Source organism: Wolbachia endosymbiont of Oedothorax gibbosus (assembly GCF_936270435.1).
Taxonomy (GTDB): Bacteria; Pseudomonadota; Alphaproteobacteria; order Rickettsiales; family Anaplasmataceae; genus Wolbachia.
Map to the genome: position 1 here is coordinate 1,607,773 of NZ_OW370567.1, position 14,064 is coordinate 1,621,836.

General features: G+C 34.2%; 12 protein-coding genes and 4 pseudogenes. 8 read left to right on the top strand and 8 right to left on the bottom strand.

All coding sequences use genetic code 11. From position 1 onward, the window contains the following. Window positions 1-14 precede the first annotated feature (14 nt). The 3 genes from NBW39_RS08200 (at window position 15) to NBW39_RS08210 (ending at window position 3,210) form a co-directional block, all read left to right on the top strand. The gene (locus NBW39_RS08200; RefSeq protein ID WP_250295163.1) at window positions 15-1,754 is read left to right on the top strand and encodes a hypothetical protein; all 1,740 of its coding nucleotides are present in this window, start codon (window positions 15-17) and stop codon (window positions 1,752-1,754) included. Between the two features lie 67 nt (window positions 1,755-1,821). Next, the gene (locus NBW39_RS08205) at window positions 1,822-2,562 is read left to right on the top strand and encodes a riboflavin synthase (protein WP_250295164.1); all 741 of its coding nucleotides are present in this window, start codon (window positions 1,822-1,824) and stop codon (window positions 2,560-2,562) included. Between the two features lie 57 nt (window positions 2,563-2,619). Further along, complete coding sequence (locus NBW39_RS08210; RefSeq protein WP_250295165.1) at window positions 2,620-3,210, top strand: CvpA family protein; 591 nt, start codon at window positions 2,620-2,622, stop codon at window positions 3,208-3,210. A 688-nt stretch (window positions 3,211-3,898) separates the two neighbouring features. On the opposite strand, the pseudogene NBW39_RS08215 reads toward NBW39_RS08210, so the two are convergent. Next, window positions 3,899-4,195: pseudogene (locus tag NBW39_RS08215) on the bottom strand (transposase family protein); the annotation flags it as partial. Between the two features lie 170 nt (window positions 4,196-4,365). On the opposite strand from NBW39_RS08215, the gene NBW39_RS08220 reads away from it, so the two are divergent. The 4 genes and pseudogenes from NBW39_RS08220 to NBW39_RS08235 all read left to right on the top strand — a co-directional run. Continuing rightward, a protein-coding gene (locus NBW39_RS08220) for an IS5 family transposase (protein ID WP_250294670.1) occupies window positions 4,366-5,158 on the top strand; the annotation gives its coding sequence in 2 pieces (ribosomal slippage) (window positions 4,366-4,629 and window positions 4,631-5,158; 792 coding nt in all). Between the two features lie 105 nt (window positions 5,159-5,263). Continuing rightward, on the top strand, window positions 5,264-5,602 hold the full coding sequence (locus NBW39_RS08225) for an IS110 family transposase (RefSeq protein WP_250294925.1): 339 nt from the start codon (window positions 5,264-5,266) through the stop codon (window positions 5,600-5,602). Window positions 5,603-5,774: 172 nt separating this feature from the next. Beyond that, window positions 5,775-6,179, top strand: coding sequence for a transposase (locus NBW39_RS08230; protein WP_250295166.1), 405 nt, complete (start codon window positions 5,775-5,777; stop codon window positions 6,177-6,179). Window positions 6,180-6,199: 20 nt separating this feature from the next. Further along, window positions 6,200-7,252: pseudogene (locus NBW39_RS08235) on the top strand (IS256 family transposase); the annotation flags it as partial. Window positions 7,253-7,662: 410 nt separating this feature from the next. On the opposite strand, the pseudogene NBW39_RS08240 reads toward NBW39_RS08235, so the two are convergent. From NBW39_RS08240 to NBW39_RS08260, 5 genes and pseudogenes are all read right to left on the bottom strand, one after another. Next, window positions 7,663-7,782, bottom strand: a pseudogene (locus NBW39_RS08240) (IS982 family transposase); the annotation flags it as partial. A 100-nt stretch (window positions 7,783-7,882) separates the two neighbouring features. Continuing rightward, window positions 7,883-8,917: a group II intron reverse transcriptase/maturase gene (gene ltrA / locus NBW39_RS08245; protein WP_250238971.1), complete on the bottom strand. Its 1,035-nt coding sequence runs from the start codon at window positions 8,915-8,917 to the stop codon at window positions 7,883-7,885. A 52-nt stretch (window positions 8,918-8,969) separates the two neighbouring features. Beyond that, the gene (locus NBW39_RS08250; protein ID WP_250295167.1) at window positions 8,970-9,110 is read right to left on the bottom strand and encodes a hypothetical protein; all 141 of its coding nucleotides are present in this window, start codon (window positions 9,108-9,110) and stop codon (window positions 8,970-8,972) included. A 536-nt stretch (window positions 9,111-9,646) separates the two neighbouring features. Further along, window positions 9,647-10,042, bottom strand: a complete 396-nt coding sequence (locus tag NBW39_RS08255; RefSeq protein ID WP_250238969.1) for an acyl-CoA dehydrogenase family protein — start codon at window positions 10,040-10,042, stop codon at window positions 9,647-9,649. Window positions 10,043-10,062: 20 nt separating this feature from the next. Continuing rightward, window positions 10,063-10,629 (bottom strand): acyl-CoA dehydrogenase family protein, encoded by a 567-nt coding sequence (locus NBW39_RS08260; RefSeq protein WP_250295168.1) that lies wholly within the window; start codon window positions 10,627-10,629, stop codon window positions 10,063-10,065. 535 nt (window positions 10,630-11,164) lie between these two features. On the opposite strand from NBW39_RS08260, the gene NBW39_RS08265 reads away from it, so the two are divergent. Then, complete coding sequence (locus NBW39_RS08265) at window positions 11,165-11,377, top strand: MbtH family protein (RefSeq protein ID WP_250238581.1); 213 nt, start codon at window positions 11,165-11,167, stop codon at window positions 11,375-11,377. 383 nt (window positions 11,378-11,760) lie between these two features. On the opposite strand, the pseudogene NBW39_RS08270 reads toward NBW39_RS08265, so the two are convergent. Together NBW39_RS08270 and NBW39_RS08275 are read right to left on the bottom strand one after the other, a co-directional pair. Next, window positions 11,761-12,795 (bottom strand): annotated as a pseudogene (locus NBW39_RS08270) (acyl-CoA carboxylase subunit beta); the annotation flags it as partial. Between the two features lie 119 nt (window positions 12,796-12,914). Then, window positions 12,915-14,015, bottom strand: coding sequence for a hypothetical protein (locus NBW39_RS08275; protein ID WP_250295169.1), 1,101 nt, complete (start codon window positions 14,013-14,015; stop codon window positions 12,915-12,917). Window positions 14,016-14,064: the final 49 nt, after the last annotated feature.

The following is a 14,064-nucleotide window of genomic DNA, read 5'->3' on the forward strand; positions in this document are numbered from 1 at the left end:
TTGCTGTATCAACCATGCACAACAGTGACATTGAAACTAATAATAAGTACAAAATAGAGTATTTACCCAAGCTCTTTAAGGAAAGATCCAAAAACATAAGCAAAACACTTTCTAGCGAAATAATTAAGATCAGTACCATTCGCTCGAGAAGTATTGAAAGTAATATACAAGAATTTTCATTTAAGCTAACAGCAACAGATCAAGACACCTTTAATACAAGACCATTTCAAATAAAATCTTTAATTGATTTTTTCAAAATCTGCCTTTCCCGGGAAAAAAATTTTATAGTCAACATAAAAGTGCCCAAAGAAAGCAGTGAATTATATAATAACTACTGTAAAACTAACAGTTATAAAACTGTAGAAGAATTCATAAGTAATGCTCCATCTCAAATTCTCCTACAAGGAGTAACAATAACACTGCAAACAGATATTAAAAACATTAAGCTGGATAGCTTGGAGGCATTTTTGAATGAGCAGCTAAAACATGCAGAAAAAACTAAAAATGAAGAACGAAGTCGAGATACGCTACAAGTAGAAGAAACTAAAAGTAAAAACGAAAAAGAACAGAACGTAATTGACAAAGAGAACGCACAAAATAGACAAATCGTACCATTTACAGGCTCGTTTGGCTTTAACGTAGCAAGCAAAGTAAATTGTAAAGCTCCAGTGGTTACTGCTGCAATAAAAGCTAATATACCAAAATATAGAATCTTCTTTCCCTTATCTAATTTTTTTAATGATGTAATAAGGTTATCCCTTTTAAGAACACCAAAACTTTCTATACAGAGCAACAATATACCATTTGGTGTCATTCCAGCGCTTGACCAGGAAAAAAGAAACATGGATCCAAGTAGTCAAGCTACTCGGATGACAGAGGATAGTATAGGAAATCCAATACCTCAAGAAGCAGAACAGAATGTAGGTCAAACTACTTCGCACACAGAGTATTTTAAGGCTAACAGAAAAAAGAAGTCAAAAAAGCAAGCTCAAGAACTATCAGAAGAAGAAAAACAATCTACCATAAAACAAGCTCAAAATGATGCTAGAGTAGCTATGATAGATAACCAGATTGAGCGTAGAGGGAAAAAACTCGATGAAATATTTATTGAAGTGATGAGTGGATACAAAAATCAAGATCCAGAAACATTTCGCAATGTTTTTAACTCAATATTCAATATTGTTTATTTTCAAGATAAACAATTACATGAAATATTAGAACCAGTTGAGATATCAGAAGTATTACAGATACTCGAAAAACCACAACCTCTTAATAACTCACTTTTAGGTAAAGAATATTTACAAAAACAAGTATATAGAAAAAAAGAGCAATTAGTTTCAAGTGTTTATATACAACAACCTCCTACGCAACATGAGAACACTCCTCATAAATCTACAAACCCTTTACCAATTAAAGATCCTTCACCAGCAATAAATGAAGCTAAAACTCTACCATCTACTAACATTACACTCAAATCACCATTAAAAACTGTATTTTCCTCAAAAAAGGCTTATTTTTGTCTATTTATAATAGTAGCATCTGCATCAACACTTTGCTTATGGCATTTTCCATTAGGAAAAATGTCAATGTTAAAAGAACTAGTGCCACCAGAAAAAAGAGAGAGTATTGGGTTAGCATTGAACATAGGGTTGCCAATATTAATTGCGCTGTGTATTTTGAATTTAGCTCGCTTTATATATTCTGAATATTCTATAGAATCTATTGAACAGAACAAATCTCCTTCTCGCATTTAAACTTACCCAAAATGTAAACAAGTTGTTCTAAGAGATCTTCCATGGTAAAATTATTTATTTTCACCATATGTTCAAAGGAATTATCACGGATATCGGAACTATAACTGATACTACCACTCACTCCAACTCTGATCAAATTTTCCATATCAAAACACAAAACTTACCCTCTATAAATAAAGGAGATTCAATAGCTTGCTCTGGTGTGTGTTTAACTGTTGTTGATATAATGAGCGATATATTTACAGTCCAAACGTCTCAAGAAACTATGAAGGTTTCTAACTTAAATACGTGGAAAATAGGGGAAAAAATAAACCTAGAACAGGCAATGAGATTAAATGATAGAATCGATGGCCACCTGGTTCAGGGTCATGTTGATGGGATAATAAAAATTTTAACAATTGAACGAAATTTAGATTCTCATGAAATCAAACTATCGTGCCCACAAGAATTAATTAAATTTATTGCAAAAAAAAGCTCCGTTACACTAGACGGGGTTTCCCTCACAGTGAATTCAGTTATTAACAGACCAATTTCGAAATTTGTTTGTGGTGAGAAATTTTTAGGAGAAGTACAGGCGAGCACCGCAGAATACTTAGATGTATTTGAGGAGCATAGTCAAGCTTCGACAACAAAATTGCCATCAGAAATCGAATTTCAAAAGGGATCTGCTGAATTTACAGTAAATATCACTTCCTATACATGGGAAAATACAACTTTTCAGTACAACAAAATAAATGATTATCTGAATTTAGAAATTGACATGATCGCTAGGTATCTAGATCAATTGATGCAACATAAATACAATTAATTTTACAACCTTGTTATTTACAACTATTATATCTTGAAAACCATATAGATATAAAATATGCTTTTCGATAGCCTAATTATCTTCATTGTTGTTCTATGCGTAATAATCTCGGTAACTAGAGGTTTTATAAAAGAGCTATGCGCACTAATGTTTCTATTTTTATCAGTTTTTCTTACAGCTAATCACTATGATTTTTTCACTCCAAATTATAGTAAATATTTTGATTCTCAAGTTACACTAAACATACTTTCTACAATCTCTGTATTTATTATACTTAATATTATATTGATGATAATAAACAACTGGCTAATGTACATATTATCACCCATAAGGTTGGGGTTTATCGATAGAGTTACTGGAATCTTTCTCGGAGTGCTTAAAGGAATACTGCTCTCTTATGTATTATTTTTTGCTGTGCACTTATATTGCTACACAGTATATGACAAAAAAGAGGGAGAGTATAAAATAGAAGCAGAAGACATATTGCCTAATTGGATAATAAATTCACACTCTTATCAGGCTTTATTTGTGACAGCAGAAGAAGTAATTGATATGTATGTACCAGAGTCGTTGATACTAAAAATAAAAGAGATCGGTGGAGGAATGGTTGATCAAGAAAAACCTCAAAACAATAAAAAAGAAGAGTAAATATTCATTTATAAATATGTTATACTTCTGCAGTTCCCGTTTTTCTCTTCAAAACTTGCAATAAAAGCAAGCAAAATTCAGTAGACTTCCTGCATAACCATATAACATTGTGAATAGAAACGACTTGACAAACTCCGCCATTCCTCTTATCATGAAACTGAAGCTATTTATTTATCTTCAGTCTGTGCAGATAAAATGACAAAAAACTCAATATACTTGGCGTATCATGTTTAATTTTTTGCACTATGTGCACTCTATGTCTTTATAAAACTTTCGGGTTTTTACCCACATAAGATAAAATGCGCTTATTAAAGCATTTAAGACAACAAAAAACGCCAATTAAAAAAATAGATAGTGAATAACTGGCTAGCAGGGTTTCTTTTGCCTTTTTTTCTGCTTAGTAAATTTCTTAACGTTTACAATTTGGGTTATAAAAGTAGCTAAATTGGGACGTTGAGGATAAAAAACGCTAATTTATAAAGTTTGTTGTATAGGTAATTAGCCAACTATGGGGTTCCTTTTGCCTTTTTTTTCATTTGGTGAATGTATCCGTTCAGCAGAGTGGTTTAAGAAACAATAGATAGGAGATTTTGGAAAGCCCTTTTGTTTCCATGTTAAGTATAATGAAATTATCCGTTCGAGGAATGTGTTTCCTCGCTGTGATTAGACCTCTTTCGAAACTTCACATCTACAACTCCCAATTATAAATTCCTGCAATAAGGTTAAATCTCAAGCCAAAACGTTTTCTTCGATTTCTATATCTATCTGAAATTATTTTGAATCTTTTTAACAGACCAATTACATTTTCTACAATCACTCTTTGACTTGCAAGCTCTTGATTTTCTTTCTTTTCTACCTTATTCAACTGCTTCTTTTTCGTCTTCCTGTGCGGTAATTCAACATTTTTGTGTATCTTTTGCATTCCTCTGTAGCCAGAATCAGCTAAGACTTTTATGTCCGAGAGTATGTGCATTCTTGACTCCTTTAAACCCCAGTTGCGGATTAGAAGTCAGTGAAAAAGATAGGAAAATAGGGTAAACTCCGGAAACATATTATCAAAAAATAGAGAGGTTACCCATGAATAAAAATGTAAGAACCTGTTCATAATCTCAAAAAAGTGATAAACTATGAGATGATGTATATGAATAAGGATATATGAGAAATTTATACCCAAGTGACATAAGTCGAGAACAATTTGAAAAAATCAGATCAATTCTGGAGAGTAGTAGGAAGAAAACAAAACCAAGAAAACTTGATTTGTATGATGTATTTTGTGCAGTGCTGTACGTCCTAAAAAGTGCCTGTCAGTGGAGAATGCTGCCAAAAGATTTTCCAAAATGGCGAAGTTGTTACGAATATTTTAAAAAATGGAGTGAAAAACCAAGCGAAGATACAGAAAGTACTTTGGAGCGTGTATTAAAAAAAATTAGTTGGAGAGACACGTATCAGCAATGGTCGGAAAGAAAGAACTAGTTTTTGTATAATTGATGCTCAGAGCGTAAAAAATGCAGATACTGCTGAAAATAAGGGCTACGATGCAGGTAAAAAAATTTCAGGAATAAAGCGCCATATTGCAGTAGATACACAAGGTTTACCACACGCGATTTATGTAACAACGGCAGAAGCAACCGACCGCAGCAGTGCCATGAAAATGGTCGAAAATGCTAAAGAAAAACTCTCTGAAGTTAAAAATATACTTGTTGATGCAGGCTACACTGGAGAAAATTTTGCAACACAAATAAAAGCAACTATTGGTTCGACGGTCGAAGTAATAAAGCGAAGTGAATTACACACCTTTGTTGTACTGCCAAAGAGATGGGTTGTTGAGCGCTCTTTTGCTTGGTTGGAAAAATGTAGGCGTTTGTGGAAAAATTGCGAGCGGAAACTCAACACTAGCTTACAAATGGTCGTTCTTGCTTTCACTTCTTTACTCCTTAAAAGATTATGAACAGGTTCTTAGGTTTTATACTGAAAGTTCCGAACAACTGATTGAGCTTTTAGGCTCGTATATAAGACTGGAAAATGCAGTATATGTTATTATTACGGAGGAATTATGAATTCATCAAACATTATTGCTGGCATTGATGTTAGCAAAAGTAAATTAGATATCCACATTCACCCATTTGGACATTATAAAACGTTTGAAAACAGTATACAAGCCATCGATAAAACACTAGACTTTTTACGTTTGCATAATGTAACCAAAGTTGGTCTTGAGGCAACCGGCGGATACGAAAAATTATGCGCATATACTTTACTAAGCAATGGTTTTGAGGTGTACGTCATTCAACCTAGATGGGTTAGAGACTATGCTAAAAGCCTTGGTATTACTACAAAAACTAGACTGCAGCACGTTATATTAATAACACAGATATGCGTGCTACTCCCTTAACAGTTGGTAATAGTAATATTGATTGCTTGAAACAAAAATTATCTCGTAGAAACCAGCTAGTAGAAATAGCAAAAATACAAAAAACCAACAGGTAACTGATACATCTATAATCAAGCAGATAGAAGATCTTCTTGCAATTTTACACAATCAAATAAAAACTTTAGAAGATGAAATGATTACATTTATCGATCAAAACCAAGACCTTGCAAAAAAATACATATCAATAACCAGTATACCAGGTATAAGTAAAATCACAGCCCTAACTTTGATCTGCTATTTACCTGAACTTGGAACTCTTCAAGAAAAACAAATATCTAGCCTTGTCGGACTTGCGCCTTTTAATCGAGATAGTGGTTTTAGTAGAGGAAAAAGGTGCATTCAGGGAGGTAGATCACAAATCAGGAAAGTTTTACACATGTGTATTCTCAGTGCACAAAAAGTTAATTCTTATATCAAACCTTTCTTTACTAGATTATATAATCAATATAAAAAGCCATATAAAATTGCTTCCACTGCTGCTATGGGGAATGTTCAAAAAAGTGTGTCAAACCGAAAAAAAAGTAATAAATTGATATAAAAAAAATGGAGGTTTCACATATGAATCAAAGAATAGCAAATAAAACTACTGGATTGGTAGATTATAAAGAATTAGAAACAAATATCCTGTCGTCTATACGAGAAGGAAGGCCGCTGACGGGAAGGGACGGAGTATTAACACCATTGATAAAAAAGCTGCTGGAGGCAAGTTTGGAAGGTGAAATAGAAAATCACTTGTTGGCTGAAAGCGAAGAAAATAATCGAAGAAATGGGAGAAATGGAAAGACTTTAAGGACAAGTGCCGGTTCATTTGAACTTTTGACGCCAAGGGATAGAGAAGGAAGTTTTGAGCCGCAAATAGTCAAAAAAAGGCAAACAAACTTACATCCAGAGCTTGAAACGAAGATCTTGAGCACATTTGCCAGTGGTATGAGTTATAGAGATATAGCGTCACACGTTGAGGAAATTTATGATCACAAAATATCGGCGGCAGAGATATCAAGTATTACCGACAAATTGCTACCGGTAATCAACGAATGGCGTAGTCGCCCATTGCAGTCTGTGTACCCAATAGTGTTACCTTATTAGGCATAGATCAAGAGGGTAAAAAAGAAGTATTGGGATTTTATTTGTCTGAAAGTGAGGGGGCTAACTTCTGGTTGGGTGTACTTAACGAGCTTAAGGAAAGAGGTGTAGAAGATATCCTTATTGCCTGTGTTGATGGCCTAAAAAGCTTTCCTTCAGCCATAAATAGCGTTTTCCCTAATGCACAAGTGCAGGTCTGTGTAGTACATCAGATACGAAACTCACTCAAGTATGTAGCTAGCAAAGACGTAAAACGTTTTTTTAACTGATTTAAAGCAAATATATCAAGCTTCAAGTAAGGAAGTTGCTGAGCATTATCTATTGGAATTAGAAGAAAAATGGGGGGGGAAGTATCCAATGGTTACCAAATCTCGGCAAAATAATTGGGAACATTTGTCTGGTTATTTTAAGTATTCAGATCCTGTCAGAAGGCTAATTTATACCACCAATCCTATAGAAAGCTTGCATAGGCAGATTAGGAAGTTTACCAAGACAAAAGGAGCGTTTACCAGTATAAATGCTTTGTATAATTTAACGTGAGTTCGGGATTAGATTATTTTTTCATTTGATAATCAATATAAATGAAAATTTATAAAATTTGTTTTATAGACAGTTAAATAGGTAGTTGAATAACAAATAATTCTGATAATCAGTTTATTATATATATTATATTTATAAAATTAGATATAAAAACTTGTTAAATAGGTGCAAATATTAACTAAATAATTGATATTAAATTGTTGTAAATCAGTCAAATAAATCCCGAACTCACGTTAAATTAGTATATTGTGCCATAAAGAAGATCGAGGATAAACGGACTATGCCGCTACGAAACTGGGCGTTGACCATATCTCAGATAGACATCTTTTTTCCCGGTAGATTAAAAGAGACGTTGAGATGAACAGGAGATGTGACACAGTTTATAGAACACTTCCAAAACAAGTTCTAGTGGGTTTTCTTTTAGAATTGGTTAACAGTTGTTTTTCCATATACGGCATAAACTTTATGAGAAATTCATCAACAGCATAATATATTTCAACTAATTTTTCTACATTCATAACTGGCTCCTTTGGATAATCTGGTTAGTATTTTTTTATCTCCAAATTTAAAACACAAAGGAGCTTTTTAAAGCTATTTTTTAACAAGCTAATCCCGAATTCAGGTTATGAGGTACCTCTCTATATTTCTCAGAGATGGATACATCTCTGATTTACAAAACCTGCCATAGTACTTAAACCAGCCTCTGACTATTGGATCTATTTTCTTAGATATTTCCTCTAATAATGAGATGAAATAATTCCCCATCTTATTCTTTGCCCCTCTAGGTCTAAAAGTATAGCCTAGGAAATCAAAACTCTGTGTAGGAAATTCCTTTCTTCTATCGTCATCCTTACAATAGACAATCTGAGTCTTTTCAGGATGCAACTGCAATTTGCACTTAGCCAATCTTTCTCCGATCATTACTTGCATAGATTCTGCCTGTCTCTTAGTCCTACAATGTACTATCGCGTCATCAACGTACCTCTCAAATGGTATTGTTGGGTAATTGTGTTTCATCCATTCATCAAATGCGTGATGCATAAATATGTTTGAAATGATCGGGCTTATAGAACCTCCTTGCGGAACTCCCTTATTCCTAATTACCTTGCTACCATCTGCTAGTTGAATAGGAGCTTTCATCCACCTTTCAACGTAGAGTATGACCCATTTACAGCTTGTATGTTGCTTAATAGACCGCAGTACTAATTCGTGGTCCAGATTGTCAAAAAATCCAGATATATCAAGATCTATTGCCCAATCATTTGCCCAACATCTCTTCCGTGCTGTGTATATCGCATCCAATGCAGACTTATTTGGTCTATAACCATAGGAGTCTTCTTGAAATTTCGGCTCTACTAATGGTTCAAGATACATGCTAGCAGCTGTTTGTGCTATCCTGTCGGATACTGAAGGTACACATAAGTTTCTTTTCCCTCCTGTATCTTTTGGTATAGAAACAGCTTTTACTGGCTCTGGAAAATAACTTCCGGATGATATCCGATTCCATAGTTTGTATAGATTATCTTTTAGATTTTCTTCAAACTTTGTTATCGAGACTTCATCTACACCTGCTGCACCTTTATTTTTGGATACTCGTTTATAAGCTTTCCAAATCAACTGCTTTGGTATATCAAAAGACTTTGTTTCATTCATTAATTCCTCCCTTTCAGTTGATTAATAATTAAAACTAAATAACGCAACCCTTTCATTCCATTTCCATTACAGAAACTTCATCACTACTACAAGTTGCTCCGCCCCTGTTTTTCGCATCCATACTCTGATCCTCAGAGATCAGCTCTTTAGATTTCTCCCTTATCATCGAAATGACAGGTTCCCGTAGTTCCATGCAATAGCCTGAAATAGATTCACGCCACTTTTATGCCAGAGGCCACCTACCCAGTAAACAAGCTCCCGGTAGATTTGTCCCAGGTTAACGACTACCCCCTGGTTTTGACTTCTTCTTTACACTTTCGACACTTCATCAATGGTTCACTTCCGTTCGTCTCTCTATTTCATACATGACACATAATTGTGCCTTTTCCATAACGCTCACTACCTTGACTCTTTACCAAAGCAGCTTATGGTTGTTTAAAGCCTGCTCTTGTAAGCCGGCTTTGAGGGGCCTTCCCTCATCTACTGCACAGCTTCAACACTTTCCTGTGCTTCTACGGCACACGGTCATCATCATATTGAATATTGAATCACTCATCGCTGACCAGTAAATGCTGGCGAACAAATTCATCTATTTTATCTTGTATTGTATTTTTCATAGTTTTATGACTTGGGTTTTTGTTAACTTACAATAATGCACCAATAATATTTTTTTGTATCTCACTGGTTCCAGAAAATAGCCTAGAAGCTAGCCCATCCAATACCCATCGGCTAAAGGGTTTGGTTTACTTCTAGTCCAAAGGCACCTATCATATGGGCAATATCTATAGGAACTTGTAGAAATGCTTCACTACAAAACAATTTAGTATATGAACTCTCTAGCGTAATACGTGCATCACTATCTTTTAATTGAGCACATCTATGCAACCATAATGTTACCGTTTTAAGCTTCATGGAAATATCAGCTATCTTATGATAAATAGCTTGTAAATCATAGAGTGCAACCTGTTTACCAACCCGTCTTAACTTGGTATATCTGATAACTTGTTCCAATTGCCATTCCATAATGCCCAATATACCTGCAAAGATAAATGCCCGTTCTAACTCCAATACTTTTTGGATAATTACCTGCCCTGTACCTACTGAACCTACTAACCTATTATGCACTATTTTTCAATCTTGAAGAACTACTTCACCCATAGACGAATGAGGAAAACCAGTAACCCTGTGATCTTGATGCAAATAGACCCCTGAGTCTTGCTTTTCAATGATAAATGCATTACGGTATCCCCTGTCTTTGCATAAACTAATAAGATGTCGTTAATGGGAACATTAGTAATATATCGCTTGGATCCATTTAGTCTAAAGCCATCATCTATACTATCTGCTCGCATTTTCATTAAAGATACATTAGATCCTGCTTGTGCTTCGGTAATAGCATGTCCACCTATTAATTTCCCATCCATCAATGGCTTGAGGTATTGACTTTTTTGTTGCGTGGTACCAAAGTAATAGATGGGAAAAAGAGCGCCCCATAAATGGCCATTTATGGAAAGTAGTAAGCTACTATCTAAAGTAGATTTACCTAAATCCTTGTGATGGGCAATTAAATCAAAAAAACTATCCCCATTACCTCCATGACTTTGGTCTATAGCATGCCTAAATAGACCATACATCCCCGCCAACCTTAATTTCTTATCTGTATGGTGGGGAGATAATGATGTTAACTCCTTGCTAAGCTTTTGTCTAACCATTGCTATGTAAGTTGATATGATTAGTACATATAAATGTAGGGTTATCCTATTTAGATAGTAACGGCAGCCTTATAAAGCCACTTTTATACCTAATGTTTATATAACACTAAGGATAGATTAACTAAAAATCAGTATAAAATGATATGATGATTTCACCGATATAAGACTATATTTATCTTTGATTGGTTACCATGCATTCATTTCCTAACCTTGCTCCTGCTTTTTAAGGCTCCTCTTAGACCTTTAATTTCAACAAGGCTTTATGTACGATATAAAAGGAAAAAAATTGTATTATGCAATATGCTCTGATATTTTATATAAAAATTCTTCTTTTAAAAAATTATTTTTATGTGATTAAGAGTATAATTTATGACAAGAATAAGATTATGCTAAATTAGGGTCTTGTACTGTATCTATTTTAATGTTTATTTTAACTCTATACTTAGGGGCTTAGAACACAACTGTGGGGATGACCAATCCTCCAATCTAAGTCCATTGTCGCAAACAAGATGTAACCAGTAAATTATTATATACTATGTCAGACAAACATGAAACATATATATGCTTGATAAATGAGGAAGAACAGTATTCACTTTGGTTTGCATGGAAACCCATTCCACATGGTTGGAAGCAGGTTAGGCCCAAAGGTAGTAAAGAGGAGTGCTTGCAATACATCAATCAGGTATGGACAGATATGAAACCAAAAAGCCTTAGGGAAAAAATGGACAAATTAACTGCCTCTAATTAGGGAAAATCTAAGCAAAGCAGCTTTGCTTGATACTTGGTGTATGTTTGCATATGGGCTATAGGACATAAAGTGAAATAATCATAAGCTAGGGCAATATATGCTAAAGGGTTTAATGGAATGTGCTGGTATTTTTGAACAAAAACTTTTAGACCAGTTGGTATTCAATCAAAACCCTAATAAAGTGTTTATTTATATTGTCAATCTAGCTGAGTGCAAATTAAATATAAACCCATTCCTTCAATGTTTAGCAGCTGAAGAACAAGTTCAAGCCAGCAAATATTATACGGACCATTTAAGGAGGCAGTACATTATCTCACATGGAATTTTAAGGTATATATTAGGCTATTACACTAAGCAGCATCCAAAAGATATTATATTTTCCTACGGAGCCTATGGTAAACCTTTCTTGAAGAATCAATATCCAAACATCCTGCAAGGTGCATGGGTTGATTTGCAACAATACCAACAGTGTTTTCTCCAATTCTACCAAAACCAATTATGATATTACGAGCAAAGTCAGGTTTTAACTCAAAAAATTTCCTTCCATCACACACTTTTTCAATGAGTTCATACATATCATAAGGAGTGTTAGGATTGATTGGAATTAGAGTATTTAAAGACTCATCAACGTCATCACAGATTGATGCAGATTTTGGTGATTCTTGATTATTTGCTGGTAAAAAGGTAAGGAATTCACGCATTTTGAGTAGCATCTCAACATCATTATTGAATGCAAAATCTGCCACTCCTGTTTTGCTTGTATGAATTTTTGCTCCACCGAGGTCTTCGAAGCTTACATCTTCATAGGTAACCTTTTTTACTACATCTGGTCCGGTTATAAACATGTATGAACTGTTTTTTACCATAAAAGTAAAGTCAGTTAATGCTGGAGAGTAAACAGCACCTCCTGCACATGGGCCCATAATTAAAGAGATTTGTGGTATAACACCCGATGCATTTACGTTTCTTTGAAAAATTTCTCCATAACCAGCAAGAGAACTTACTCCCTCCTGAATTCTGGCTCCACCAGAATCGTTTAGCCCAATGATTGGAACTCTGGCATTAATTGCCATATCCATAATTTTGCATATTTTTTTTGCATGTGACGCACCAAGTGATCCACCAAAGACAGTAAAATCCTGAGAATAAACAAAAACTTTTTTGCCATAAATAGTACCATGACCAATCACTACTCCATCACCTAAAAAATTAGCATTTTGCATGCCAAAATCAGTTGCGTGATGCTTCACGAATTTATCGTATTCTTCGAATGAATTTTCATCAAGCAATATACTAAGTCTTTCTCTAGCAGTTAATTTCCCTTTTTCATGTTGTTTAGTAATCCTGTCAGAACCACCTCCTTTTTCAGCTTCTAGTGCTTTGGTTTTTAGATTTTCTAGTATTTTAAAGTCTTGCATACAATAAAGTAGTTTTCAAATTAGTTGTAGACTTTATTAAGCTTACAAACTCTACTACTATATACATACACTATTGCTATATGCAACAGTGTATGTGTATCGTAATAATTAAAACTTTTTCAATTTGGACTTTGGCAATTACTCTGTGAACTTTTGGCATTGTCCTGACGCTGCTGGACATTAGCATCGCCCATAGAAGAAAGAGGAGGTGAAACAGTTTTACTTTGCACAAAACTTTTAGCAGCTTCGACGACCTTGCTTACACGAGGTTCTTTTTCTAGCTCTTTAAGGTACTTTGAGAAGATTTCACAACTTTTATCATCCATATGCACTGTTATTGCACCAAAACTTAATGTATGATCTTTTATAGAAGATAAAGTCATTTCAAGCTTTTCATTGCCTACCTTAAAGGTCATCTTTAACTTACCTTTCATGTCACAATATTTTCCCTTGTATAACCGGATTATATTATCTCCTTCTCCCATTCGTAATGCACCATATTCTAAATCCTTAAATTCCGGAGAATTCATAAACCTTGCAGGAGTGATCACACTTTCTTCTGGACATTTTACACAATAAAATTTATTATCTCTTTCTACTACAATTCCTTCTTTTTTGTCATTTTTAATACTGTCACACACAGCTTTCTCTAGGCTCAATAAGTAACTGTTGCGCTTTTCTTCTAGAGCTGAATCTACTAGTATATCGTTACAATATGAATCTAAAATTTCTTTTTTAACATATGTACCCGTTGAAATTAAATTGGATATTTTTGAGCAAAGGAAATTTAGCCTACCTTCATTATTTTCTTCGAGATTTAAGTTTTGTTTTTTGATTAGGCTTACACTTTTTATCAGATAGCCTATCAATGATGTTTCTTTTATCGCTTCTTGCTCTTTTTCTTCAGACATACCGTGCACCAACTTGCCAGGCATGCCAAACATGATATGCTTATCTGCATGCTCTACAACTTTTAATAGTTCATCTAACATTCTTCCTACAGTTTGATCAGAAAGCACTTGATACTCTTTTTCTATATCTTCTACCTGCTTTAAGATTTCTTCTCGTTTCTCCTTTTCAAAATTTTGATATATTGTCATGCTTAATTGGAAATCACTTGCTTTTTCTGCACGCTCTATACTTTTATATGAACGCTTTTGTGACTCTTGTTGTTTTAATTCTTTTTTATCTACACTCTCTACTTGCTCTGATATTAGCATAACCACCCCCAATTCTACATAATAAAATAAGATAAAATACCTTAACTAT

Excerpts from the sequence above, each read along its gene's own strand:
- NBW39_RS08275 (WP_250295169.1), bottom strand. The coding sequence starts at position 14,015 with ATGCTAATATCAGAGCAAGTAGAGAGTGTAGATAAAAAAGAATTAAAA.
- NBW39_RS08265 (WP_250238581.1), top strand. The coding sequence starts at position 11,165 with ATGTCAGACAAACATGAAACATATATATGCTTGATAAATGAGGAAGAA.
- NBW39_RS08225 (WP_250294925.1), top strand. The coding sequence starts at position 5,264 with ATGAATTCATCAAACATTATTGCTGGCATTGATGTTAGCAAAAGTAAA.
- NBW39_RS08260 (WP_250295168.1), bottom strand. The coding sequence starts at position 10,629 with ATGGTTAGACAAAAGCTTAGCAAGGAGTTAACATCATTATCTCCCCAC.
- NBW39_RS08205 (WP_250295164.1), top strand. The coding sequence starts at position 1,822 with ATGTTCAAAGGAATTATCACGGATATCGGAACTATAACTGATACTACC.
- ltrA (WP_250238971.1), bottom strand. The coding sequence starts at position 8,917 with ATGAATGAAACAAAGTCTTTTGATATACCAAAGCAGTTGATTTGGAAA.
- NBW39_RS08230 (WP_250295166.1), top strand. The coding sequence starts at position 5,775 with ATGATTACATTTATCGATCAAAACCAAGACCTTGCAAAAAAATACATA.
- NBW39_RS08210 (WP_250295165.1), top strand. The coding sequence starts at position 2,620 with ATGCTTTTCGATAGCCTAATTATCTTCATTGTTGTTCTATGCGTAATA.
- NBW39_RS08200 (WP_250295163.1), top strand. The coding sequence starts at position 15 with ATGCACAACAGTGACATTGAAACTAATAATAAGTACAAAATAGAGTAT.
- NBW39_RS08250 (WP_250295167.1), bottom strand. The coding sequence starts at position 9,110 with ATGGAACTACGGGAACCTGTCATTTCGATGATAAGGGAGAAATCTAAA.